This is a genomic window from Streptomyces sp. NPDC085524, assembly GCF_044541755.1.
Lineage (GTDB): Bacteria > Actinomycetota > Actinomycetes > Streptomycetales > Streptomycetaceae > Streptomyces.
This window is the reverse complement of the sequence record NZ_JBITTH010000010.1, coordinates 62,484-86,065: the sequence shown is the minus strand read 5'-3', so window position 1 is coordinate 86,065 and position 23,582 is coordinate 62,484. Positions and strand designations below refer to the sequence as shown.

24 protein-coding genes are annotated in these 23,582 nt (G+C 74.3%); 14 read left to right on the top strand and 10 right to left on the bottom strand.

The window, feature by feature from the left end:
* The first annotated feature begins 51 nt into the window (after positions 1-51).
* A complete protein-coding gene (locus ACIGFK_RS17335; RefSeq protein WP_400052450.1) occupies positions 52-768 on the top strand; it encodes a hypothetical protein in 717 nt (238 codons plus the stop codon).
* Here the strand turns inward: ACIGFK_RS17335 and ACIGFK_RS17330 are convergent.
* Entirely contained in the window at positions 752-2,428 is a 1,677-nt protein-coding gene (locus ACIGFK_RS17330) for a carboxylesterase/lipase family protein (RefSeq protein WP_400052448.1), read from the bottom strand. The genes ACIGFK_RS17335 and ACIGFK_RS17330 overlap by 17 nt on opposite strands.
* A gap of 165 nt (positions 2,429-2,593) precedes the next feature.
* Between ACIGFK_RS17330 and ACIGFK_RS17325 the strand changes: the two genes are divergently transcribed.
* The 3 genes from ACIGFK_RS17325 to ACIGFK_RS17315 all read left to right on the top strand — a co-directional run bounded on the left by ACIGFK_RS17325 (position 2,594) and on the right by ACIGFK_RS17315 (position 5,038).
* The gene (locus tag ACIGFK_RS17325) at positions 2,594-3,571 is read left to right on the top strand and encodes a hypothetical protein (RefSeq protein WP_400052446.1); all 978 of its coding nucleotides are present in this window, start codon (positions 2,594-2,596) and stop codon (positions 3,569-3,571) included.
* Between the two features lie 159 nt (positions 3,572-3,730).
* Entirely contained in the window at positions 3,731-4,519 is a 789-nt protein-coding gene (locus ACIGFK_RS17320; protein ID WP_376658166.1) for an ArsR/SmtB family transcription factor, read from the top strand.
* Between the two features lie 33 nt (positions 4,520-4,552).
* The gene (locus tag ACIGFK_RS17315) at positions 4,553-5,038 is read left to right on the top strand and encodes a hypothetical protein (protein ID WP_376658145.1); all 486 of its coding nucleotides are present in this window, start codon (positions 4,553-4,555) and stop codon (positions 5,036-5,038) included.
* Between the two features lie 12 nt (positions 5,039-5,050).
* On the opposite strand, the gene ACIGFK_RS17310 is transcribed toward ACIGFK_RS17315, so the two are convergent.
* Both ACIGFK_RS17310 and ACIGFK_RS17305 read right to left on the bottom strand, forming a co-directional pair.
* Positions 5,051-6,085, bottom strand: a complete 1,035-nt coding sequence (locus ACIGFK_RS17310; RefSeq protein ID WP_386469271.1) for a PHP domain-containing protein — start codon at positions 6,083-6,085, stop codon at positions 5,051-5,053.
* Positions 6,086-6,179: 94 nt separating this feature from the next.
* A complete protein-coding gene (locus ACIGFK_RS17305; RefSeq protein ID WP_376658143.1) occupies positions 6,180-6,665 on the bottom strand; it encodes a MarR family winged helix-turn-helix transcriptional regulator in 486 nt (161 codons plus the stop codon).
* Between the two features lie 126 nt (positions 6,666-6,791).
* Between ACIGFK_RS17305 and ACIGFK_RS17300 the strand changes: the two genes are divergently transcribed.
* Positions 6,792-7,202, top strand: coding sequence for an organic hydroperoxide resistance protein (locus tag ACIGFK_RS17300; protein ID WP_376658142.1), 411 nt, complete (start codon positions 6,792-6,794; stop codon positions 7,200-7,202).
* A 112-nt stretch (positions 7,203-7,314) separates the two neighbouring features.
* Complete coding sequence (locus tag ACIGFK_RS17295) at positions 7,315-8,949, top strand: FAD-dependent monooxygenase (protein ID WP_400052444.1); 1,635 nt, start codon at positions 7,315-7,317, stop codon at positions 8,947-8,949.
* Positions 8,950-9,025: 76 nt separating this feature from the next.
* Here the strand turns inward: ACIGFK_RS17295 and ACIGFK_RS17290 are convergent, their stop codons facing one another.
* On the bottom strand, positions 9,026-9,391 hold the full coding sequence (locus ACIGFK_RS17290; RefSeq protein ID WP_376658140.1) for a DUF6204 family protein: 366 nt from the start codon (positions 9,389-9,391) through the stop codon (positions 9,026-9,028).
* A 130-nt stretch (positions 9,392-9,521) separates the two neighbouring features.
* Between ACIGFK_RS17290 and ACIGFK_RS17285 the strand changes: the two genes are divergently transcribed.
* The 3 genes from ACIGFK_RS17285 to ACIGFK_RS17275 all read left to right on the top strand — a co-directional run bounded on the left by ACIGFK_RS17285 (position 9,522) and on the right by ACIGFK_RS17275 (position 13,542).
* Positions 9,522-10,796, top strand: coding sequence for a VWA domain-containing protein (locus ACIGFK_RS17285; RefSeq protein WP_400052442.1), 1,275 nt, complete (start codon positions 9,522-9,524; stop codon positions 10,794-10,796).
* A complete protein-coding gene (locus tag ACIGFK_RS17280) occupies positions 10,796-11,629 on the top strand; it encodes a hypothetical protein (protein ID WP_386469282.1) in 834 nt (277 codons plus the stop codon). The genes ACIGFK_RS17285 and ACIGFK_RS17280 overlap by 1 nt, the downstream gene beginning before the upstream one ends.
* 110 nt (positions 11,630-11,739) lie before the next feature.
* Positions 11,740-13,542, top strand: coding sequence for a protein kinase (locus ACIGFK_RS17275; protein WP_400052440.1), 1,803 nt, complete (start codon positions 11,740-11,742; stop codon positions 13,540-13,542).
* A gap of 21 nt (positions 13,543-13,563) precedes the next feature.
* Here ACIGFK_RS17275 and ACIGFK_RS17270 read toward each other — a convergent pair whose 3' ends face one another.
* Both ACIGFK_RS17270 and ACIGFK_RS17265 read right to left on the bottom strand, forming a co-directional pair.
* Positions 13,564-14,859: a D-alanyl-D-alanine carboxypeptidase family protein gene (locus tag ACIGFK_RS17270; RefSeq protein ID WP_400052438.1), complete on the bottom strand. Its 1,296-nt coding sequence runs from the start codon at positions 14,857-14,859 to the stop codon at positions 13,564-13,566.
* Positions 14,860-16,297: 1,438 nt separating this feature from the next.
* Positions 16,298-16,921, bottom strand: a complete 624-nt coding sequence (locus ACIGFK_RS17265) for a CGNR zinc finger domain-containing protein (RefSeq protein ID WP_376659264.1) — start codon at positions 16,919-16,921, stop codon at positions 16,298-16,300.
* Between the two features lie 101 nt (positions 16,922-17,022).
* On the opposite strand from ACIGFK_RS17265, the gene ACIGFK_RS17260 reads away from it, so the two are divergent.
* A complete protein-coding gene (locus tag ACIGFK_RS17260) occupies positions 17,023-18,018 on the top strand; it encodes a zinc-binding alcohol dehydrogenase family protein (RefSeq protein WP_400052436.1) in 996 nt (331 codons plus the stop codon).
* A gap of 15 nt (positions 18,019-18,033) precedes the next feature.
* Here the strand turns inward: ACIGFK_RS17260 and ACIGFK_RS17255 are convergent, their stop codons facing one another.
* Positions 18,034-18,753 (bottom strand): hypothetical protein, encoded by a 720-nt coding sequence (locus tag ACIGFK_RS17255; protein WP_400052434.1) that lies wholly within the window; start codon positions 18,751-18,753, stop codon positions 18,034-18,036.
* A gap of 144 nt (positions 18,754-18,897) precedes the next feature.
* Complete coding sequence (locus ACIGFK_RS17250) at positions 18,898-19,731, bottom strand: PhzF family phenazine biosynthesis protein (protein ID WP_376659261.1); 834 nt, start codon at positions 19,729-19,731, stop codon at positions 18,898-18,900.
* 160 nt (positions 19,732-19,891) lie between these two features.
* On the opposite strand from ACIGFK_RS17250, the gene ACIGFK_RS17245 reads away from it, so the two are divergent.
* Both ACIGFK_RS17245 and ACIGFK_RS17240 read left to right on the top strand, forming a co-directional pair.
* Complete coding sequence (locus ACIGFK_RS17245; RefSeq protein ID WP_376659260.1) at positions 19,892-20,080, top strand: hypothetical protein; 189 nt, start codon at positions 19,892-19,894, stop codon at positions 20,078-20,080.
* Positions 20,081-20,205: 125 nt separating this feature from the next.
* Positions 20,206-20,616 carry a rodlin gene (locus ACIGFK_RS17240; protein ID WP_376659268.1) on the top strand — a complete coding sequence of 137 codons (411 nt, stop codon included), beginning with the start codon at positions 20,206-20,208 and terminating at the stop codon, positions 20,614-20,616.
* Between the two features lie 203 nt (positions 20,617-20,819).
* On the opposite strand, the gene ACIGFK_RS17235 is transcribed toward ACIGFK_RS17240, so the two are convergent.
* Positions 20,820-21,209, bottom strand: a complete 390-nt coding sequence (locus tag ACIGFK_RS17235; RefSeq protein ID WP_400052431.1) for a response regulator transcription factor — start codon at positions 21,207-21,209, stop codon at positions 20,820-20,822.
* A 98-nt stretch (positions 21,210-21,307) separates the two neighbouring features.
* Here ACIGFK_RS17235 and ACIGFK_RS17230 point away from each other — a divergent pair, with 98 nt between their 5' ends.
* The gene (locus ACIGFK_RS17230; RefSeq protein WP_376659258.1) at positions 21,308-21,604 is read left to right on the top strand and encodes a hypothetical protein; all 297 of its coding nucleotides are present in this window, start codon (positions 21,308-21,310) and stop codon (positions 21,602-21,604) included.
* Between the two features lie 389 nt (positions 21,605-21,993).
* On the opposite strand, the gene ACIGFK_RS17225 is transcribed toward ACIGFK_RS17230, so the two are convergent.
* Entirely contained in the window at positions 21,994-22,968 is a 975-nt protein-coding gene (locus ACIGFK_RS17225; protein WP_386469293.1) for a helix-turn-helix transcriptional regulator, read from the bottom strand.
* Positions 22,969-23,071: 103 nt separating this feature from the next.
* Here ACIGFK_RS17225 and ACIGFK_RS17220 point away from each other — a divergent pair, with 103 nt between their 5' ends.
* On the top strand, positions 23,072-23,473 hold the full coding sequence (locus ACIGFK_RS17220) for a RidA family protein (protein WP_376659256.1): 402 nt from the start codon (positions 23,072-23,074) through the stop codon (positions 23,471-23,473).
* Positions 23,474-23,582 lie beyond the last annotated feature (109 nt).

Here is a 23,582-nt window from a genome sequence, read left to right as displayed (position 1 = left end):
CCGGGAACCGGGGCCGGTGTTTTCCCCTCTTGGGAGCGGAGGGGGAAGACCATGAAGCAGAGGAAGACGACGGGCCGGGCCCTGGCGGCGGGGCTCCTGTGCGCCGTGCTGGCGGCTTGCGGGACCGGACGGGCGGGACAGGCCGCGGGCCCCGCACCGGTTCCCAGCCTGACACCGGAGAAGTGCGCGCTCGACGTACCGACGGAGGAGCAGACGGGCGGCTACGCGGGCCCGCCGACGGACGAGGACACCGGTGCCCCTGCCGGCCCGCCGACGGACGAGGACACCGGTGCCCCTGCCGGCCCGCCGACGGACGAGGACACCGGTGCCCCCGCGGGCCCGCCGACGGACGAGGACACCGGCGCCCCTGCCGGCCCGCCGACCGACGAGGACACCGGCGCTCCCGCCGGCCCGCCCACCGACGGCGACACCGGGAGCGGCACCGACACCACCACCGAGACCGGCAACGGCGGCGGCCCCTGCGGCCCGGCGGACTGGTTCGACATGACCCGGGACTTCACCGGCTACACGGCCGGGCACCACAGCGAACCGGACGAGTTCGTCGTCAAGCAGACCCGCGTCCGCAAGGTCCGCACCGTCGGCGAGGCGGACATCCTCTTCAGCACCCGAGAGGTGGGCAAGGGCCGCGGGGACGTCGCACGGCGGATCGCCGAGCTGTTCTCCTCCTGGCGGCGCGAGGTGTACGGGGACCACGGCACTCTGGTGCTCCGCACGAGCGACGGGGTCGTCGTCACCGAGCCCTGGTAGCCCCGGTCCCGGGGCCGGGCCACCGCGCGTCCCACAGCGCGCAATGGTGCTCGGCCCGCGCGTCCACGGTACGGATGCCCTCCGCGCCCGGAGCCAACGACAGCACCGAGTCCGGCCCCCGGAACCGCGGCCACCGCACGCCGCCCGGGTCCGCGCCCGTGCCCGGGCTCCCGGTCCGGGCGAACGCCGCCCAGTACCCGGTCATCCGGTCCGCCAGCTCCCGCTGCGCCCCCGCCAGCGGAGCCAGCGTGAACAGGTAGGGCAGTTCGAAGCCGTGCGAGGCCCCGGACGGGAACCCGGCCGGCGCCGGCAGCCCCGTGAAGTCCGGGGCGTCCCGGTCGGCGAACCGGTAGCCGTACGTCGGCACGTGCCGGGCCAGCGCCCCGCTGTCCCGCAGCGCCGGACAGGTGAACGAGGCGTCGGACAGCACCGCGGCCCAGACCAGCGCCGGCGTCGGGTGGCCCGACACCGGATAGGCCGCCTCCACGGCCTGCGCGGTCGCGGAGCCGAAGGACCGCTCCAGCCGGGCCCGGTAGGCGGCCCCGTCGGCGACCGGATACGCCGCGAGGGTCTGGGCGACGAAGATCCGCATCTCGTCGAGGGTGGTGCCCTGCATCACCGGCACCCGGTGGAACCGCCCGGTCTCCAGGGCCCGCCGCGGCTCCACCGGCAGCAGGCCGTTGCCGTAGGGAACGAGCGAGAACCGCTGCATCAGCTCGGGGTCCGCGAGGGTACGGGCGTCCAGTCGGCGCAGGCAGTCCAGCACTCCGCCCGCCGGCCCGTCGCACCCGAGCCTGCGGGCCGCCCGGGCCCCGTCCGCGACGGTCCGCGTCTCGGGGACGAAGGGCTCGTACGTGCCGAGGCCCGGCAGCAGCGACTGCGCGGGGATCGTCGTCGAACACGAGCCGCTCTGCACGATCGCCTTGTGGAAGAGGCCCGTCGAGGCGGGGGACACGAGATGGGCGCACACGCTGAGGGCGCCCGCCGATTCGCCGAACACGGTGACGGCGTGCGGATCCGCCCCGAAGCGCGCCGCGTTGGCCCGCACCCAGCGCAGCGCCGCCTGCTGGTCCGCGAGGGCGAGCGCCGGGGCCCCGCCGAGCTCCGGGTGGCCGAACAGCCCGAAGACACCCAGCCGGTAATTGACCGTCACGACCACCACGCCGCCCCGGACGACGAGCCGCTCCGGCCGGTAGAGGTCGCCCGCGCCGTTGACGAACCCGCCGCCGTGGAACCACACCATGACGGGCAGCCGGTGCGGACTGCCGCCCCGGAGGGTGCCCGGCGCCGGCGCCGTGACGTTGAGGAACAGGCAGTCCTCCGAACCGCTCGGCCCGCCCGGCCCGATGGCCGGCAGCTGCACGCACCGGGCTCCGGCGGCCCCGGCATCGCGCACGCCGCTCCAGCGGGGAGCCGGCTGCGGCGGCCGCCAGCGCAGCGCGCCCGTCGGGGGAGCGGCGTAGGGGATCCCCTCGAAGGTCCGGTACCCGTCGTGCGCCCGCCCGCGTACCGCGCCCCGGTCGGTCTCCACCAGCAGCGGCCCGGCCGGGGGCTGGGGCGAGGGCGGGGGCGCGGCGCCGGCCAGGAGCAGGACGACGGGCACCACGAGGGCCAGGAGCGGAGCGCGCCACCGCCGGGCGGGGGCACTCGAGTCGGGCACGGCTGACGCCCTTTCCCCGTGGGGGCCGGGCGGGCCCCCGTTTGCCCGCCCCGAATGGCGCAGCGAGCGGATTCGACCGTAAATGTAACAAAGCGTGCGCTTCCCATGACGCACGATGACCGCCGCGCGATGTGTAGACCCGCGCGTCGGCGAACGGAGCTTTCCATGAATGACCCCATCACCCTCGCGGCGACGGACCACGACGACCGCCCCGGGCCCCCCGAGACCACGCCGGCGCCCGACGCGCCGGAAGCGCCGGACGCCCGGCCGATACGCACGCTGCTGGAGACGGCTGTCACCTGCCGCCCGCTCGAGGAGGTCACCGCCCTCGTGAGCCTCCTCAAGGAGGACGGCCGCCTCCCCGATGCCGGACACGAGGCACTGCGCACGGCCGCCGTGACCCGGCCCGTGCAGGACGTACAGCGGATGGTCGCCCTCCTCGGCGAGCCCCCGCACGAGACCGTCGAGGCCGACATCACCCTGCGCGCCGCAGCGGTGGGGCGCCCGATCGAGGACGTCGCCCTGCTGGCGACCATCCTCGGCCACGAGGGGAACCGCGCCGCGGAGCAGGAGCGCCCCGCGGTGGCGGCCGAGCCGGAGCCTCCTGCGGCGGTCCCGGAGGAGCCGTACGAGGAGCCGTACGATCCCGGCTACTCCGAGCTCTACGACGCCCCGTACGAGGAGCGGCCCCGGCGCACCGCCCCCGCGGCGGCCCCCGCGGCGGCCCCCGCGCCCGTCCCGGTCCCGGCCGGCGGCGGGGGCCAGGTGCTGCGGCACGTACTGCGCTGGCCCGTGGCGGTCGCCCTGCTGGTGAGCGGGGTGCTCCACCTGCCCGCGGACCTGACGGCACTGCAGTCCGCGCCGCCCGAGCGGTACCTGCCGCTGCTGGTCACCGCGGTCTGCCTCGGCCTCGGCGCGCTGCTGGCGCTCCGGGACACCGCCGCGGTGTGGCGGGCGGGGGCGGTGGCCGCGCTCGGCGTCGTCACCCTGCACGTGGCGGGGGGCGCGGCGGGCTTCGACCCGCTGGACGGAGCGGTGGGAGGCTCCGTCGCCTGGGCGGGTGTCGCGGCGGTCCTGTGCGCGGCGGCCGGAGCCGTCCTCGCGGGCCTGGCGCTCCGCAAGGGCCAGGAGAGCTCGGCCTGACCCGCGGCCGACCCGGTACGAAGCGGCACCCGGCGCCCCGAGGCGCGGGGTGCCGCTTCACGTGGTCCCCGTGGCGGGGCGGTGAGGGTGCAGGGGCGCCGTTGACATTATGCAGGTGATTACCTGCATAATGGAGCCGTGAGCCTCGAAGCGAGAGAAGTGGACTCGGTCTTCAAAGCGCTGGCCGACCCCACCCGAAGAGTCCTCCTCGACCGTCTGCGCCGGCAGAACGGCCAGACGCTGCGCGAGCTGTGCGAGCAGCTGGGCATGGCGCGCCAGTCGGTGACGCAGCATCTCGACGTCCTCGGGCAGGCCGGCCTCGTGACCGTCGTCCGGCGCGGCCGGGAACGGCTGCACTACCTCAATCCCGCGCCGATCCACGAGATCGAGGAGCGCTGGATCTCAGGCTTCGACAAGCCGCGTCTGCAAGCGCTCAGCGCCATCAGGAACCAGGCAGAGGAGTACGCCATGACCAGTGGAAGCACGACCGTGCCGACCTACGTCTACGTCACCTACATCCGTGCGAGCGCCCGGCAGGTGTGGCAGGCCCTGACCGACGCGGACCTGACGGCGCGCTACTGGGGACACGCCAACGTCTCCGACTGGCAGCCCGGTTCGGCGTGGGAGCACCGGCGCGTCGACGGATCGGGGGCCGTCGACGTCGTCGGCCGGGTGGTCGCGTCGGAGCCCCCGACGCGTCTGGTCGTCACCTTCGAGGACCGCCCCGATGCCGAACCGGCGCGGGAGCCTTCGGTCGTCACCTTCCTCGTCGAACCGCACGAGGACATCGTCCGCCTCACCGTGACCCACGAGAACCTCCCCGACCAGGAGATGCTCGGCGGCATCTCGCGCGGATGGCCCGCCGTGCTGGCGAACCTCAAGTCGCTGCTGGAGACCGGCGACGTCCTTCCGCAGGCGCCGTGGGAGATGTCGGGGCCGCACGCCTGACGCCGCCGCCACCCTGATCGGAAAGGAGCAGTCATGCAGGACACCACCCCGCTGCGGGACGCCTACCGCGCGCTGCTGGACGCCGCCGCAACGGTCGCGGAATCGGGGCCCGCGCGTCCCGCCCCGGCGCCCGGCGAGTGGAACGCCGACCAGATCCTGGCCCATGTGACCCTGATCGGCGCCGCCACCATCACCGCCGTCTGCTCGGCCGCCTCCGGTGCCGTCGCCCCGTACGACAACCGGGTGGCGCAGGACCTCTGGACGCTCGAGCGCGTCATCGCGCTCGCCGGCGGCGGCGCGGGGCTCCGTCACCGGATCCGCGCGCAGGGCGAGGCCCTGTGCGCACTCGCCGGCCCCGTCCTGAGCGAGGCCGAACTCGACACGCAGGTGCCCACCTTGCTCCTGTCCAAAGCCACGGTCCTCGTCGACTGCCCCCTCCCGCTGCGGGACCTCCTCACGGGCCTCGCGGAATCGGAGCTGCCCGGCCACACCAGGCAGCTCCTGGCCCTCATGCCGTGAGGCCGCACGCCGTCACGGCGCCTGCCGGGTGCGGGTCCACTCCAGCAGCCGGTCCGCGGACCAGGTGTTGACCACCCGCCCGGCGGGGACCGCGCACTCGACGGCCCGCTCGCACCCCAGCAGCTGCCAGTCCAGCTGGCCCGGGGCGTGCGCGTCCGTGTCGATCGCGAAGAAGGTCCCGGCCGCCACGGCGAGCCGCAGCAGCCGCCTCGGCGGGTCCAGCCGCTCGGGGCGGCTGTTGATCTCCACGGCGGTACCCGCCTCCGCGCACGCCGCGAACACGGCCTCGGCGTCGAACCGCGACTCCGGCCGGGTCCGCCCCGTCACCAGCCGCCCCGTGCAGTGGCCCAGGACGTCCATCAGCGGATTGCGTACCGCCGCCACCATGCGGCGGGTCATCGCGGCGGCGTCCATCCGCAGCTTCGAGTGCACCGAGCCGACCACCAGGTCCAGCCGGTCCAGCAGCTCCGGCTCCTGGTCCAGCGACCCGTCGTCGAGGATGTCGCACTCGATGCCCGTGAGCAGCCGGAACGGAGCCCACGTCTCGTTGAGCGCGGCCACCACCCCCAGCTGCTCGCGCAGCCGCTCCGGGGAGAGCCCCCGGGCGATCGTCAGGCGGGGCGAGTGGTCGGTGAGGACGGCCCACTCGTGGCCGAGCGCGCCGGCGGCCCGCCCCATCGCCTCGATCGGGCTCCCTCCGTCCGACCAGTCCGAATGCACGTGGCAGTCGCCGCGCAGCGCCGCGCGCAGGGCGGTGGCGGCGGGCGTGGCCGGCGGAGCCTGCGGGAGCGCCGCCGCCTCGTCCTCCAGGTTCCGGAGATAGGCCGGCACCTCCCCGGCGAGCGCCTCGCGCACGACCTGGGCCGTCTTGGGGCCGATGCCCTTGACCTGCTCCAGGGAGCCCGACCCGGCGCGTTCGGCCACCTCCCGGCCGTCCATCCGGCCGAGCGCGGCCGCCGCCGTGCGGAAGGCCCGTACCCGGTAGGCGGGGGCCTGTGCGCGCTCCAGCAGGAAGGCGATCCGGTCCAGCGCCGCAACCGGGTCCATGGCGCACCTCCTGACTCCCCGACCCAGTGTCCGGCGGGTCAGGCGCCCCCGCCTCCCGCGCGCCCTGCGCCTCCCGTCCCGCCTCCGGTGCGCCCTACGCCTCCTGCCCCTCCTGCGGCACGGCCGCGTCGAGGGCGGCGGTGAGGCGGTTCAGGCGGGTCTGGAGCTCGAGGATCTCGCCGAGCTCGAACCCCGTGGCGGTCGCGATCCGGCGCGGCACCTCAACGGCCCGGGCGCGCAGCGCGGCGCCCTCCTCCGTGAGGTGTGCGTGCACGGAGCGCTCGTCCTCGGCGCTGCGCTCGCGGCGCACCAGGCCGGCCGCCTCCAGCCGCTTGAGCAGCGGGGACAGCGTTCCCGAGTCCAGCCGCAGGTGCTGCCCGATCTGCTTCACCGGCAGTTCGCCGTGCTCCCACAGCACCAGCATCACCAGGTACTGCGGGTAGGTGAGGCCGAGGTCCTTGAGGACCACGCGGTAGAGCCCGCCGAAGGCACGGCTCGCTGCGTTGAGCGCGAAGCAGATCTGGCCGTCCAGGCGGAGGAAGTCCTGGTCGGGGCGGAGGGCGGTGGGCTGGTCGGTCATACGGCCAGTGTACCCGGGCAGGCTTGTGAGGCATTGAATTGTGCACAACTGAATTGTGTGCTCTACTCATGGAGCGGCGCCGACCACCGGCCGCCGCACCGGATGATTTCTGCGAGAGGAACCCCGATGGACGCGCTGTACACCGCTGTCGCCACCGCCAACGGCCGCGAGGGCCGCACCGTCAGCTCCGACGGGCAGCTCGACCTCGCCCTCGCCATGCCCCCGGCGCTCGGCGGCAACGGACAGGGCACCAACCCCGAGCAGCTCTTCGCGGCCGGCTACGCCGCCTGCTTCGCCAGCGCCCTCGGCCTCGTCGGCCGTCAGGCCAAGGCCGACACCAGCGAGGTCTCCGTCACCGCGGAGGTCTCCATCGGCAAGGACGGCGCGGGCTTCGGCCTGGGCGTCGTCCTGCGCGTCGAGCTCCCGGAGTCCCTGGCGGGCGAGACGGGCGCCCTGCTGGTCAAGCAGGCCCACGAGGTCTGCCCGTACTCCCGCGCCACCCGCGGCAACATCGAGGTCGAGCTCGTCGTCGAGTAGTCGAGTAAGGGAGCAGCCCCGGGTGTGACCGGGCGGAGATGCCGGACGCCCGGCGCGCGGCGACCATGGAGGAGCACCGGCTCCAACGGGGGCCGCACGCCGGGAGAGGCTCATGGCGCACACCCACGCAACCGACGTCCTGGTCGTCGGCGCCGGCCCGGTCGGGCTGACCGCGGCCGTGGAGCTCCGCCGGCGCGGGGTCTCCTGCCGGATCGTCGACCGGCTGCCCGAGCGGCTGCCGTTCGCGAAGGCCGTCGGCATCCAGCCCCGCACCCTGGAACTCTGGGACCGCATGGGGCTGGTACGCACCGCCCTCGAGGCGGCCGTCCCGCTGAGCGGGCAGCTGGCGTACGTCAACGGCGTCGAGCAGCCCCGCCTCGAGATGGTCATGCCGCCCGAGATCCCGTACGGATTCGCGGCCCTGCCGCAGTACGAGACCGAACGCATCCTCGCCGAGTTCCTCGCCCGCCTGGGCACCGGGGTCGAACGCGACGCCGAGCTGGTGTCGTTCACCCAGGACGCCGACGGCGTGACCAGCCGGGTCCGTACCCCTTCCGGAGCGGAGGAGGAGGTGCGGACCCGGTTCCTCGTGGGCTGCGACGGCGCCCACAGCATCGTCCGCAAGGGCCTCGGACTCACCTTCGAAGGCGGCGCGCTCCCGGACGAGTTCATGCTCGCCGATGCGCAGCTCGACTGGGACCTCCCGCACGACCACACCGTGCGCGCCATGCACCGGGGCGCCTCCGGCGCCGTGGACGACGTACTGGTGTGCATCCCGCTGCCCGGCGCGGGCCGTTACCGGATGTCGATGATGGTCCCGCCCGAACTCTCCACCGCCCGGCAGGAGGAGGCGTCCGCCGACGGCGTCACGCACGGCCTGCAGTCCGGCCGCGGCCCCGAACTCGCCGACATCCAAACCGTTCTGGACCGGCTGTCACCGAGGCCGACGACCGCCTCCGGTATCCGCTGGACCTCCGTGTTCCGCATCAGCCACCGGATCGTCGACCGGTACGGAGACGGCCGGGTCTTCGTCGCCGGCGACGCCGCGCACATCCACCCGCCGACGGGCGCCCAGGGCATGAACACCGGCATCCAGGACGCCTGGAACCTGGCCTGGAAACTCGCCCTCGCGGTCGACGGCCGGGCCCACCCCGACCTGCTCGCCTCCTACGACGCCGAGCGCCGGCCCGTCGGCGAGGAAGTCGTCGGCCGCACCGTGCGGCACGCCGCCCACGGGGTCCAGGCGGACCCGGAGGACCCGGAGACGCTGATGCTGCGCGAGGCCCAACTCCTCGTCGGCTACCGCGGCAGCCCGATCACCGACCCGCCGGGCGACGGACCGGGCCCCCGCCCCGGCGACCGCGCTCCCGACTGCGTCGGCCTCAGCGGCGAGATCGCCGCCTACCCGCTGCGCCTGTACGACCTGCTGCGCGACCGGGACCACGTACTGCTGCTGTACGGCGCCGCCCCGGACCCGGGCGCACTCGCCCGCACGGCCCGGGAGGCCTCCGGCGGCCGGATGGAGACGTGCGTGCTCCTCCCCGCAGGCGCTCCGCACACCGCGGCGGACGGGCTGCCCGTCTACACGGACACCGCGGGACAGTTCGCCCGCCTCTACGAGACGGACGGTCCGACGGCCTTCGTGATCCGACCGGACGGCTACCTCGGCGCCCGCCTCGCCCCGCCCACGGCGGAGGGGCTGCGCACCCACCTGGCGGGCACCTTCGCCCCCACCGGCCGGGGGTAGCCCCACCCGGGCCCCGGCACGGCCCGGCGGGGGACGGCCCCGCGGGGACCGGGCGCAGGCGCCCTGCGGTCACGACCTACGGCCGGCCTTCCCCCTTGGCGGCCTCCCGGCGCTGCCGCTTGCCCAGCGGTGCCTGCGAGAGGTCCTCGGCCTGCGACTTGAGCTGCTTGAAGCCGTACCCCCGCTCGTTCAGCCAGCTCTCCGCCGCCAGTTCCGCGCGGGCCGTCGCGTCGAGGACGTCCTCCTCCGCCTCGCCCGAGTCCAGGAAGCGGAACGTGAAGAAGGGGCGGGCCGCGAGGTCGTAGGTGAGGTGCCCCTCGGCGGTGAAGGCGGCGCGCAGCACGTCGTGCTCGGGCGCGGCCGCCAGCAGCTCGGCGCGCTGCTCGTCGGTGAGGCCGTCGAAGGAACCGCGGACGGTGATACGGAAAGTACGGGAGCTCATCCCGGCACCCTAGATCCGGCATTCCGCCCCGCGCACCGGGATTTCCGTCCGCATACCGGCCGCGCACCCCTGAAAACCGGTCCGGGCGTCACGTTTTGGATTGACGGACGATCCTCAATACGATCCGGCGATGATCACAAGAAAACGGCTTGCGGCCGGGGCGTGCGGACTGCTCGCCGCCCTCGCCGTCGGGCTCTTCCCGGCCAGCGCCGGCGCCGCCGACGGAACGAAGGCGAAGGAACCTCCCAAGGTCGACCTCGTCCTCGACGTCAGCGGTTCCATGCGGGCGACCGACATCGACGGCCAGTCCCGGATGGCCGCGGCGAAGCAGGCCTTCAACGAGGTCATCGACGCCGTGCCCGGCGAAGTACGGCTCGGCATACGCACCCTGGGGGCCACCTACCCCGGCGAGGACAAGGCCCTCGGCTGCAAGGACACCAAGCAGCTGTACCCGGTCGGCCCGCTCGACCGGACCGAGGCCAAGACCGCCGTGGCGACCCTCGCCCCCACCGGATGGACCCCGATCGGCCCGGCCCTGCTGGCCGCGGCCCAGGACCTCGACGGCGGCGACGCCACCAAGCGGATCGTCCTCATCACCGACGGCGAGGACACCTGCGCCCCGCTCGACCCGTGCGAAGTGGCCCGCGACATCGCCGCCAAGGGCATCCACCTGACCATCGACACCCTCGGCCTGGTCCCGGACGCCAAGACCCGCGCCCAGCTCACCTGCATCGCCGAGGCCACCGGCGGCACGTACACCTCCGTGCAGCACACGGCCGAACTCTCCGGCAGGGTCCGCCAGCTCGTCGACCGGGCGGCCGATCCCGTCGCCAACCCGGTCGCGACCGAGGGCGCGAAGCAGTGCGAGGGCGCCCCGCTGCTCAAGCCCGGCCTGTACAGCGACCGCGAGAGCTTCGGCGAGCACCGCTGGTACCGCGTCGAGGTCCTGCCCGGCCAGGAGCTGCGCGCCTCGGTGAGCGTCGCCTCCGACCGCGCCGTCAACCGGGACTACGGAGTCCTGCTGCGCGCCACGACCGTCCACGGCCGCGAGATCGTCCGCGGCTCGGAGGCCGGTGACGGCCGCACCGACGCGATCTCGACCGGGCTGCGCTACCCGAAGGCCGAGATCGACGGGACCGACTCGGACAAGCCGGCCGCGGAGACCGTCTGCCTCCAGGTCAGCAACTCCTTCTCCGCGCCCGCCTCCGTCAAGACCACTCCCGGCATGCCCGTCGAGCTCACCGTCGAGCTGGTGGACGGACCGGGCGAGGCCTCCGACGCCGCCGCCTTCGGCCTCGGGCGAGGCTGGTGGCTGCTGGCCGCCCTCACGATCGTCGGCCTGCTGGCCGGACTGGTGTGGGGCTGGATCTCGCGCTGGCGCATCTCCGTCTGGAGGACCAACTGATGCGTACCGTACGCACCCTGACCGCCGCCCTGCTGGCGGGCGCCGCCGCCCTCGCGGTGGCGGGCTGCACGGCCGAGGCGGACGGCTCGTCGGCCACCGCATCGCCCTCCGCGCCGGCCTCCGCGTCGGCCACGGCGACCCGGGACAAGAACATCGGGAAGTCGGAAACGGGGCCGACCGAGGCGGGCACCAGCTTCCGCACCGCCACGGCCTTCAGCCCGGGCGAGACGGCCACGGCCGGGGCGTCCACCGGCGACTACCTCTACTGGGTGGTCCCGGTCGACGCCCAGCAGCGCGCCACGGTGAAGGCCACCGTCACCCTGCCTCGGTCCGAGAGCCGGCACGGCTCCGCCACCTGGCAGCTGGACGTGTACGACGGACTGCGCCGCCGCCAGGCGTGCGCCTACGGCACCCAGACCCGGGCCGCCGCCAAGGAAGCCGTCACGGTCGCCCTGTCCTGCACCCTGCGCACCGTCCGGGCCTCGGCCGAACAGTGGGCCAACGACCCGCTGCCGGGCAGCTACTACGTGCGCCTGACCGTCCTCGACGCGCCGGACGAGGACAAGGGCCTGCCGGTACGGGCCGCGGTCCAGGCCGAGGTGGAGGAGACGGGCGGCGCCCACGCCGTGGACGGTTCCCTCTCCAAGCCCCTGGTCCCGGCCACCGTCACCGGCACCCGGAGCGAACCGAAGGGCGGCTGGTCCGGCGGCTGGTGGTCGGACCGCTGGCTCTGGACCGCCGCGGGCGGAGTCCTCGCGGCCCTCGCGGGCCTGTACGGGTACTCCCTGACGCGCGGCTCGGGCCGCCCGCCCGGGGTCCCGCCGCGGGCCTGACCGGGCAGAGGGTCGGGGCCGTACGGGAGTCCCGTACGGCCCCGGCCGCGTTCGAACGTCCGACCGGAGCACTAGGGTGGGCGCAACATCACGGAAGGCAAGGGGAATTGATGAACGGGGACGTGGCGGGCGGAGTCTTCCAGCCGTTGGAGGGCGACGATCCGCCGATGGTCGCGGGCTACCGGATCGCCGCCAGGCTCGGCTCCGGCGGCATGGGCAAGGTCTATCTGTCGCACACGCCGGGAGGCCGGCCGGTCGCCATCAAGGTGATCCGCCCCGAGTTCGCCGAGGACCCCGAGTTCCGGCGCCGCTTCCGCCAGGAAGTCCAGTCCGCCCAGCGGGTCCAGGGCCTCTACACCGCGCCGGTCATGGACAGCGACACCGACGGGCCCAACCCCTGGCTCGCCACCGCCTTCGTACCGGGGCCCACCCTCTCCGCAGCCGTGGCCGAGCACGGTCCGCTCCCGGCGCGGACCATCCTGATGCTCGTCGCCGGCATCGCCGAGGCCCTCCAGGTCATCCACGGCGCTGGCATCGTCCACCGCGACCTCAAGCCCTCCAACGTGCTGCTCGCGGCGGACGGCCCCCGGGTCATCGACTTCGGCATCGCACGGGCCGCCGACGCCACCTCGCTCACCGCGAGCGGAGTCGCCGTCGGCACCCCCGCCTTCATGGCCCCCGAGCAGGCCGCCGGCCGCGAGATCAGCGGGGCCACCGACATCTTCGCCCTCGGCCAGGTGGCGGCGTACGCGGCGCTGGGCGCGCCCGCGTACGGAGAAGGACCCTCGCACGGCGTGCTGTACCGGATCGTGCACGAGGAACCGGACCTGTCCAAGATCCCCGACGAACTCCGGCCGCTGATCACGCGCTGCCTGGTCAAGGACCCCGCCGGGCGGGCCTCGCTCACCGAGATCCTCGACCTGTGCCGCACCGCCTCCGACCAGACCCAGCTGCGCCGGCCGGAGGACTGGCTGCCGGGCGGGCTCGCCGACGGCATCTCGCACCGCCAGGAGGTACCGGCCCCGGTCCCGACGACCGCGGTCCCGACCGCGACGGCAGCAGTGCCCGCGGGCCCGACGGCACCGCCGACGGCCCATACGGCCCCCACGGCGCACGCGACCCCGGCCGCCCCGGCCGCAGCCCCCGCTGCCGCGCCCGCCGCCCCGGCCACCCCGCCCCCCGGATACCCCTCGGGCGCCGGCCACCCCGCGGCGCATCCCTCCCAGCCGGGCACTGCGTCCCGCCCGCAGGGCTACGGCCCGGCGTCGGCCTTCGGGCCGCCGCGGGCGGCGTACACCCCGCACCCCACGCCCGCGCCCATCCCGATGCCGCTCATCCAGGTGGGAACGCCGCACCCGCCGAAGCGGCGCAACCGGACCGCGATCATCCTGGTCTCCGTCTTCGGCGGCCTCCTCCTGTTCCTCGCCAGTTGCGGCGCCTTCATCAACTCCCTGGGCAAGAGCACCGGCTACTCCGCCGACGGGGCGAACCCCACCTCCTCGGCCAAGGGCCAGCCCCGCCCCGACCCGGAGCCCGTCGTCACCAAGGACTTCAAGCTCACTTCGAACTACCACCTGAAGTTCGCCGACGACACGCTGGAGCCCCACGACAGCAAGGAGGACGACCTCTACTACTACTGCGCCAGCGAGGAGTGCACCTTCGGCACCTACGGGGCCAAGCTCGCACGCCTCGACAGCGGAACCGAGGGCTCGCTCCAGGCCTGCCGCCAGGAGACCCGGTACACCACCAGGATCCCCGTCGAGGCGCTCTCCAAGGGAGGCGCGATGTGCGTGAAGACCGAGCAGGGGAGCATCGCACTGGTCGTCTACAAGGGCAGTTCGGCGAAGAACGACCCGAGTACGTACGCCACCCTGGACGTGACGGTCTGGCGCGGCGCGGCCCGCAAGGACTGAGGGCCGCGCGGCTCACCCGTCCTATCCGAGACGGGTGAGCCTGGTCCCGAACGAGGGCTCGGCCAGGTCCCCGCGCACCGCCACCGGCACGCTCTTGGCCCCGTCACCCTCGCCGACCGTGAGCACGCCGACCTCGGTGCCGTCCTTGGCCGTACGAGGTGTGCCCGAGGCCCCGGCGCGGAGCGAGAGCCGGAACTGCTGCCCCGGTACGCCGATCACGTTCAGGTCCTTCGTCGCCACGAGCGGCGTGCGGCCGCCGAGCCCGTCGTCCACGTAGCCGACGGGCTGGCCCTTGCGGACGGCCGGCGCCGAGGCCAGCGCGGCCCGCACCGCCTCGATCACCTTCCGGCTGTTCTCCTTCACCAGGGTCAGGCTGTTCGCACCGTCCGGGTCCGGGCCGTCCACGTGCTGGTCCATCATCGTGCCGAGGACGAGCGGGGTCTCGTCGCCGACGGACTTGTACGCAGCCCACATCAGCGTCCCGCCGGCCGGAGTGCTCGAACCGGTCTTGATCCCCCGGATGCTGAGGCCCGAAGCCGTGAGCAGGGTGTTGTTGTTGTAGATCGGGTTGGGCAGGCCCTTGATGGTGGCGTTGGGCATCGCGACGACCGAGCGGAACGCCTCGTCCTTCATGACGGCCTCGGCGAGCTTGAGCTGGTCGACGGCGGTGCTGACGGTGCCCGAGTCCAGGCCGCTGGGGTCCGTGTACGTGGTGTCCTCCATCCCGAGGTCCCTGGCGGCGGCGTTCATCTTCGCGACGAACGCCGTCTCGTCGCCGCTGCCGGTGTCCCACCGGGCGAGGAGGCGGGCCACGTTGTTGGCGGACGGAATCATCAGCATCTTGAGCATGTCCTGCTCGCTGAACTTCGTCCCGGCGGTGAGCCCCTCGGCGCGCGACTCGCTCTCGGAGTTGCCCTCCGCGACGGCCTTCGCGTCGATCTCGATGTCGGGGCCGGCGTCGTTCTTGTTGCGGAGCGGGTGGCCCTTGAGGATCACGTAGGCCGTCATCACCTTGGCGACACTGGCCGTCGGGACGGGCTTCTGCTCCCCGAAGGTACCGACGTCACCGGAGCCGGAGACCCGGACGGCCGCCTGCCCCTTGGCGGGCCAGGGCACGGTGAACTGCCCGTCGAGGGCGTGCACGGACTGGGAAGCGACCAACGCCGGTGCGGGGAGCGGGCGCAGCAGCTGCGCGCCGACGTAGACGCCGCCGAGCAGCAGGACCAGCGGCGTCCACACCTTGACCCGCCGCACGACGGTCCGCCGGGGGGTTTCGGCGGGCGGAGCGGTATTGGTGAGCGAGGCCAACAACTCCAACGGCGGCAACCCACCCCCGGCCCCGGCCGCCGCCCCGGCCCCTGCCCCGGGCTCAACCCGTGCCCCGGCCCCTGCTCCTGCCCCCGCCCCCGCCCCGGGCGCAACCCGGGTCGCGGCTTCGGCGCCGGTTGCCCTACCGGCACCGGCCCGCGTACCGGGCTCGGTTTGAGCGCCGGTTGCTGCCGCGGCGCCGGCCCTGGCTTCGGGGGCGGTTGTCGCCCCGGCGCCCGCCGCCGTACGGGGCCGGGCCTCAGCGCCGGTGGCTGCCACGGCACCCGCCTCGGCTTCGGCAGCGGTCGCCGCCCCGGCACCCGCCCCTGCTCCGGGCCGGGCCTGAGCTCTGGTTGCTGCCGCGTTGCCCGTCCCGGTTTCGGTGGCGGTTGCTGCCGCGGCGTCGGCCTTGGCTTCGTGAGTGGTTGTCGCCCTGGCGTCCGCCCCCGTGCCGGGCCGGGCTTCAGTGCCGGTGGCTGCCTCGGCACCCGCCTCGGCTTCGGAGTCGGCGGCTGCCCCAGTGCCCGGTTCGGCTTCGGTGACCGGGGCCGCTTCGGCGTCGTGGTTTGCCCGGGTGCCCGCCTCCGTGTCCGGTGTTGCTTCGGAATCCCGGGTTGCCGGGAGGTCCTTGTCCGCGTCCGGAGTTGCCGCGGCGTCGGAGTCTGCCCGGTGGTCGGACTCCGCGTCGTCCACCGCCTCGGCGGGTGCCTCTGCATCCGTGCCTTCGCCGGTGCCCGCACCAGCGCGGGCATCCGCGTCCGGGTCCGCCCGGTGGTCTGCCCCTGCGTCCGAATCGGCTTCCGTGTCCGTGTCCGTGGCAGCCGCAGGGCGAGCCTCCGTGTCCGCGCCGGCGTCTGCCGACTCGTCCGGGCCCCCCTCGGTGCCGGCATCGGCCTCGGGCTCCGGGGCGGCCGGGGGCTCAGTCGCCGCAGCCACGCCCGGCGCTGCCTCGGTGTCGGCGTCCGTGTCGCTCCCGGGCTCGGGAGTCGCCTCGGCCTGCGCCTCCACGCCCGCGGCGGCGGAATCCGTGTCCGCCGTCCGGGCCCAGGAGGGCACGCCCCGGCCGCCCGCCCGCCCGGCCGAGGGCTCCGGCCCGGTCCCCGCCTCCTCCGCACCGCGCGGCTCGGGCTCGCCCCCGGCTTCGGAGGCCGGGGCCGTCTCGGGCATCCGCAGAACGGTGGTCCGTTCCATCTCTCCGCCGTCCGAGGAACCGTCCGCCGCCGTTACTGCCTTCATCCCAGCCCCGCCTTGCCACTCGCACCCGGTCCCCACCCCAACGCACACGCGGTGCCCGGTGGTCGGCCGGTCCTTGCCGATACCGTGAGGCCAGGGCCCGGACGGGCCCTCGCCGCATGCCTAGATGGCGATGGCGGCCCGGTGCGTTCCCCGCGTCCGAACCTGTGACCGTTCGGTCATATTCAGCGGTGCGCCGGCGGGCGGATTCGGCTCAGGCACTCCCCCCGGCGCGGGCCCGGGCCCGGTAGCCGGCGATCTTCGCCAGGTTGCCGCAGCGTTCCATCGAGCACCAACGCCGCCGCCGGGCCTGGGAGTCGTCGAGGAACAGCAGCGAACAGTCCGGGTTCCCGCACTCCTTCACCCGCGCCACCAGCGGTCCGCCGATCAGCAGCACCGCGTCGCGCGCCACCGTGGCCATCGCGGCCCGCACGTCGTGGCGCGCCGAGGCGCCGCCCGTGTGGTTCCGTACGGCCCACCCGCCGCCGTCCTCCCCGACGGCGAGCTGCGGCGCGAGGTCGGGTCGCGCCGCAGCCTCGTTGATGCGTACGAGATCCCCCGCATCGGGCGCGGGCGCCTGCCCGGCCCCGGCCATCGCCGCCCGCAGCACCCGGTGGACCGCCTCCCGCAGCTCGCGCGCGGCCTCGAGCTCCCCCGCCGTCACCCGCACGCCCGCCCGCAGTCCGGCCTCGCCGATCCAACGGCTCAGCGCGCCCGGGTCGGTGAGCCGTTCGACGGGGGCGGTGTACCGCTTGCCCAGCGTGGCGACGAAGTCCAGGCACGGGCGCCCCCCGATGAACGGGAACGCGAGGAGCGGGTCGGCCGGTGTGGGGGTCATGGGCCGACTCTACTCCCTTGACACCTGTTCGTGCGGTGTCGCAAGGTGACACCACTTCAACCGGTTCAACCGGTGTCACGGCGAGAGAGAGCGGGCGCAGGATGCGAGCAGTGCGGATCGAAGAGTTCGGCGGCCCCGAGGTACTGGTCCCGGTGGAGCTGCCCGACCCCGTACCCGGACCGGGCGAGGTGCTCGTACGGGTCGAAGCGGCCGGGGTGAACCGGGCCGACGCCCTCACCCGCGCCGGCAGCTACCACCGGGCCGGCCGCCCGCCGCTGCTCCCCGGACTCGAGGCGTCCGGCACGGTCGTGGCGACGGGACCGGGGGTCTCCGGGATCGGGGCGGGCAGCCGGGTCATGGCCCTGGGTGCCGCCGGTGCTCCCGGCTTCTACGCGGAGCTCGCAGCCGTGCCCGTCGGGCAGGTGGCCGTACTCCCCGACGGAGTCGGTGCGGCCGAGGCCGCCGCCCTTCCCGTGGCCTGGCTCACGGCCTGGTACACGCTGCGCCGCCTGGCCCGCGTCGCCGAGGGCGAGACCGTGGTGGTGCACGCGGCGGCCAGCGGGGTCGGGAGCGCGGCGGTGCAGATCGCGGCCGATGCCGGGGCGAGGGTCATCGCCGTCGCGAGCTCGGCGGCCAAGGCGGCCTGGGCCACCGGGCTGGGCGCCGACGAGGCCGTCGACCTCTCCGCCCTGCCCGGCGGGGACTCGGCCGAGGAGGTGCTGCGGCTGACGGACGGCCGCGGCGCGGACGTGGTCCTCGACACCGTCGGCGGGCGGGTGTTCGGGCAGGGCCTGCGCATGGCGGCGTACGCGGGGCGGGTGGTGGCGCTGGCCAACGTCGCACTGGAGCCGAGCACCGTCGACACCCGCGACTTCTACCCGAAGAACGCCTCCGTCCACGGCTTCCAGCTCACGAACCTCCTGGAGCACGGCTACGACCCCCGCGGGGACCTGGGCGAGATCCTCGCCCGGGTCGCAGCGGGCACCTACCGGGTCCCGGTCGAGGCCCTCTTCCCGCTGGAGCGGGCAGCCGAGGCCCATGAGCGTCTGGAACAGCGCGGGAACCGGGGGAAGATCGTGCTCTCGGTGGCCCGATGACGGCCCGGCCGGGTCTCAGCGCGTGCTGTGCCCGAGTACGACGTGGGCGGCGACCTCACGGCCGGCGTCCGTGTCGATGAAGGACACGACCACCGGACTGCTGCCGGTGGGCCCGCCGGCGGTCGCACGCATCCGGTAGCGCTCGACCCGGACGGCCTCGCGGGCGAGCGGCGTACCGCCCGTGAACCGGGAGAGCGGCTCGACGTCGTTGGCGATGCGCAGGTCCGCCGGACGCCACGCGCCCGAAGCGGGGTCGAGGCGCTCCAGCAGGAATCCCGGCCCGCTGCCCGGCAGGTCCCCGGGTTCGCCGACGAGGAACTCCATCTGGAAGGCGACCAGCACGTGCCGGTACCCGGCGGAGTTCCCGTTCCGCAGGGTGACGGTGAACTCCTGCCCGGCCCCGCCGCGCACGAGCGAGAGCTGGCCGCCGCGGGTGTCGACGGAGACCGCCAGCCGGGTCGGCGCCGCCGGGGCCGGAACCGGCGTACGGGACGGGGACGGCGAGGAGGAGAGGGAGGCCGAGACCGATGGCGTCGCCCCGGAAGCCGTCGCGGACGGTGCCGCGGTCGCCGTCGCCGAGGGGGAATCCGGTACGGAGGCGGTGGCGGACGCCGGCGGCGTCGCCCCGGCCGCCTGCTTGCCGTCCTTGTCCGCGCATGCGGTGGGGCCCGCCAGCAGGAGGGCGGCCGCGGCGGTGGCGGTCAGGATCCGGCGGGTTCCCCCGGATGTGGGCATGTGATCGGTCTCCCCGAGGTCGTTTCGCAGGAACCTAACCAACCGGACCCGGCCCCGACGAGGCCGGGAGGGACTCAGGCGGGCGACGTTTCGGTCACGGCCGACGGGCGGGGGAGCGGGGAGCGGGGGAGCGGACCGGGGTGCTCAGACGGTCAGGGTCGCCTCGAGCACGGTGACCGCATGCCCGCCGAGCAGTACGCGGTCCCCGTGCAGGGCGGTCCTGACCAGCCCGGTGCGTGCCGAGGCCTGGAACCCCACGAGCCCGTCGCGGCCGCCCAGCCGCGCCGACCAGAAGGGCGCCAGCGAGGTGTGGGCGCTGCCGGTGACGGGGTCCTCGGGAATGCCGTTGGCGGGCGCGAAGAAGCGGGAGACGAAGTCGTAGCCCTGCCCCTCCTCCTGCGCGGCCGCCGTGACGACGACCGCGCGCAGGCCCTCCCGTACGGTCAGCGCCGCGATCGCCCCGAGGTCGGGACGCAGGGCCCGGACCGCGGCCTCGTCGGGCAGGACGGTGAGCAGATCACCCAGAGCGCCGGTACGGAAGGTGCCCTCGGGCCGGACGCCGAGCGCCTCGACGAGCCCGGCGGGGACGGGCACCTCCTGCGTCTGGGCGGCGGGGAAGTCCAGGGTGAACCCCCCGTCCGCCGCGGCGTGCGCGATGAGCACGCCGTGGGAGCGGCTGCGGAACCGCACGGAGCCCCCGGCCAACAGCCCCTCGCGGCGCAGCGTGTGGGCCGTGGCCAATGTGGCATGGCCGCACAGCTCGGCCTCGACGAGCGGGGTGAACCAGCGGATCTCCCAGTCGGCCCCGTCCCCGGCGGGGAGGGGCAGCGCGAAGGCCGTCTCCGGATGGTTCAGTTCGGCGGCGATCCGCCGCAGCCAGGAGTCCTGAGGCCAGGGCCCGTCGGGCAGGAGGCACACGCCGGCGGGGTTTCCGGCGAAGGGGCGAGTGGTGAAGGCGTCGACGATCTGGATGCGCATGCCGAGAACGTACCGAGGCCAATGTCGGCCAGGGCAAGGCCAATTCGGGGAAAGTGGCCTGCTCGTCGCATTCGTCGGGCTTCTGATCGGACTGGTAGGGGAGTGTCCGCATGCCGGACGTCGCCCACTGTTGTCGGACCCTCCGCCTATTCTTGATCACGTGAGTCCGACCCATGAAAGCGACACCCGCCCGGTCCCCGAGCGTCCCCTCTCCGAGATCAACGCCGACATCCGCGGCCTCTTCGCCCGCGCCGAAGGCCGCCTGACCGACGCGGAGCGCGTCCGGCACGCGTTGCTGCTGCAGGAGTGGGCAGAGGCGATCCGGGCCTCGGTCGTACCGGCGGCATAGCCCCCGTTTTGCGGGAGGTGCGGCGTCATGCGCCGCTGATCGGGTGAAACAGCAGAACCTGGCGTGATCGCGGCCGTTGATCAAGGTGCTTACCACCCTGCACTTGTGCAACAGAAGGACCAATGATGATCAAGAAGATGATGGCCACCGCCGCCGCCACCGCCTCCATCCTCGGTGTGGGCGCCGCCGTCGCAGCCCCGGCCATGGCCATCGGCAACGACAACGGGATCAACACCGTCAACGGCAACGGTGCCCAGCAGATCTACGGCAACCAGAAGACCCACGGCGACCTGAGCCCGCAGCTCGGCGTGGTCCAGGGCACCCTGAACAAGCCCTGCATCGGCCTGCCCGCCAAGCTCAACGCGCAGTCGATCCTTGCCGCGGTCAACGTCGGTGTCCAGGACATCAACGTCCTGTCCAACCCGCAGAACCAGCAGTGCACCGAGAACTCCACCCAGGCCAAGGGTGACGAGCCGCTGTCGCACATCCTGGACAACATCCCGGTCCTCTCCGGCAACCTCTCGGCCGGCAGCTGACGCAGTCCCCTCCGCGAGCCGGGGCCTCGGTTGCCTGCGCGAGTGCCCACGGGGCCCCGGCTTCACCTTCACCCACGCACCGCAGGCGTGCGCAGGCCGTGAGGCCGTCGGGGTGGGTACCGCTTCACGTGCAAGACAGAGCCTCCGGGCCCGAGTGCCGGGCCGGAGGCTCTGTGGTGTGCGCGTGCGCGAGGACCGCCGCCTCACCCCGCCGGACGGGTGGCCAGGCGCTCGACGCGGGTCAGGAACTCGGTCGGGTGGAACGGCTTGGCGAGGCAGTCGTCGACCCCCGCCTCCAGCGCGCGCGCCGTGCACTCGGGGTCGGCGGGCGGCAGGGCGAGGATCGGCACGAGGCCGTGGTCGGGGTGGTGGCGGATCTCCTCGAACAGGGCGACCTCGTCCAGACCCGGCCCGGTGCGCTCGCAGACCACCAGGTCGACCGGGTCCTCGCTGCCCAGCAGGGCGACGGTGTCCACCCCGCTCCCGCCGTCGATCACGACGTGGCCCCGGGCCGTGAGCAGGCGCTCCAGCAGGCCGCGGAGGGTGCCCTCCCTCGCCACAAGGAGGATCCTGCTCAGGGAAGCGCCGCTCATCGTGTTCCTCTTCGTCTGCTGGTGGGGCTCCCGGAGAGGGTACGAGAGCGGGCGTGTGCCCGCCTGCCCCGGGGTGGATTGTCGGGTATTTTCGGGACATGACCCCTGAGCCGCAGAGCTTCGAGATCCTGCTGGTACCCGAGCACATCGAAAACCTGCGCGGTGGCTCCGCAGCGGACAGGGCCCTGCGGGTGGCCGTGGTCGAGGCGACCGGCGAGACCGGCGCCTCCGGCTACCCCCACTACAGCGGGCAGGGCGTGGAGGCCGACATCGACCCGCGCACGCGCGCGATCGAGGCACTGCTCGTCGACGGCGCGGAACTGGACCTCGGACTGACCGCCATGGTCGCCCCGGAACGCGGCAAGGGCTCCGGCCGGCCCCCCGGCCGCCGCTAGGGGTGTCCGGCGGATCAGGGTCGGATAGCCCGGGTCCCGTCTTACGCGTCGATCGGCGATGTGACGGCCGCTCAACTGGGCGACGCGGGGCTCGGCCTGCTGATGGCGGTGGTCGCCCTGGTGCTGGCACGCCCGTCGGCCGCCCGGTGGGTCCGTGGGGCGCGGTACTCGTCTCCCGGGCCGGGATCCTGATGGTCGGGGCCGGTCATCGGCTTCGGCGCGCGGGCGGCGGGCCTGGCCCCCGGCACGGGCGCCACTCCTCCCGCGATGGGAACCGCCCTTGCGGCACTCGCCGTCGGCGCACTGTGGGTGGCGGCCTGGACGGTGGCCGCGGTCGGAGCCGTGCGGACCGGGCCCGGCCGGACTCCGCCGCGTTCCGCCGGCCGGTCTCAGGGGGACGCGTCGTAGCGGGCGGCGGTCGCGGTGGCGCGGGCGCGGAGGGAGTCGCGCAGCCACCGGGGGGCCAGGGCTTCCGCGCTCGTGGCGAGCTGCCACAGGGCCCATTCGGCGTGCCGCGCGTCCTGGAAGGCCACCTCCAGCCGGAGCCGGCCGTCCGCGGTGGTTTCCTCGGTGTGCACGGCCAGCGCCGTTCCCACCAGTTCCTCCCGCCGCGCCGGGTCCATCCGTACCAGCACGGTGACGTGGTCGCCGCCGCTCCGGAACCGCGTGCTGCGTTCCTGCCAGGCCCGGTCCAGGTCGACCCGGTCCGGACGCTGCGCCGGTTCGGCGAGTTCCTCGGCGGCCAGGATGCGCGACAGCCGGTACGTGCGGTCCTCGCCGGACCGGGTGGCCAGCAGATAGCCCAGCTCGCGCACGGTGACCAGGCCGATCGGGTCCACCGTGCGCCAGTTCGGGGCCCGGTCCACGGCCGCGTAGCGGATGCGCAGCCTGCTCCCGGCCAGCACGGCGCGCCGGACCTCGGCGACGATGCCGTCGGGCACCTCCTCGGCGGCGGGCCGGCGTGCCAGGAGGTCGGTCTCCGGGTCGATGAGCAGCCGCTGGACCGAACCGGCCGCGGTGGCCCGCTGGCTCTCGGGCAGCGCGTCGACCACCTTGAGCATGGCCGAAGCGAGCGCCGAGCCGAGCCCGAACGACTGGGCACCGCGCCGTGATCCGGCGATCAGCAGGGCGAGCGCCTCGTCGTGGTTCAGCCCCGTGAGTTCCGTCCGGAAGCCGGGCAGCAACTCGAAGCCGCCGTGCCGGCCGCGCTCGGCGTAGACCGGGACCCCCGCCGCTGACAGGGCCTCGACGTCGCGCAGCACGGTGCGCGTGGACACCTCCAGCTCGCGGGCGAGCGCGGCCGCGGACAGCCGGCCGTGCTGCCGCAGCAGCAGTACCAGCGATACCAACCGGTCGGCGCGCATGCGAAAACCCTACGGGAATTCACGACAGAGGGTGTCGTGATTGGTTGCGAGGCTTGTGAGCGCACACGGACACAGGCTCCATCGCACGCGAAGGGTGATCCACATGGCACACGCCATCGTCAATCCGGACGGTCTGCACGACCCGGTCCCGTTCGGCTACAGCCACACCGCCACCGTCCCCGCCGGTTCGGAACTCGTACTCATCGCAGGGCAGTACGGGTCCGATCCGGACGGCAGGGTCGTCTCGGCCGACTTCTCCGAGCAGGTGGCGCAGACGTTCCGCAACGTCGCCGTCGCCCTCGCCGCCCACGGCCTCGGCCTCGGCCACGTCGTCCAGCTCAGGACGTACGTGGTCGACCACGACCTCGGCAAGCTCGGGCCGATCGCCGCTGCCGTGCAGGAGGTCTGGGGCAAGGAGCCGCCCACGCAGACCCTCATCGGGGTCGCGAGCCTGGCCGCGCCCGACGTGCTGTTCGAGGTCGAGGCCCTGGCCGTCCGGCCCTGACCCACGGCCGCAGACGTCCGGTCCTGAGCCAGGGCAGCAGACGTCCGGCCCGGCCCCCGCAGCAGGCGGGGACCGGGCCGGACTTCAGGTGGTCAGTTCCTCACGCGTC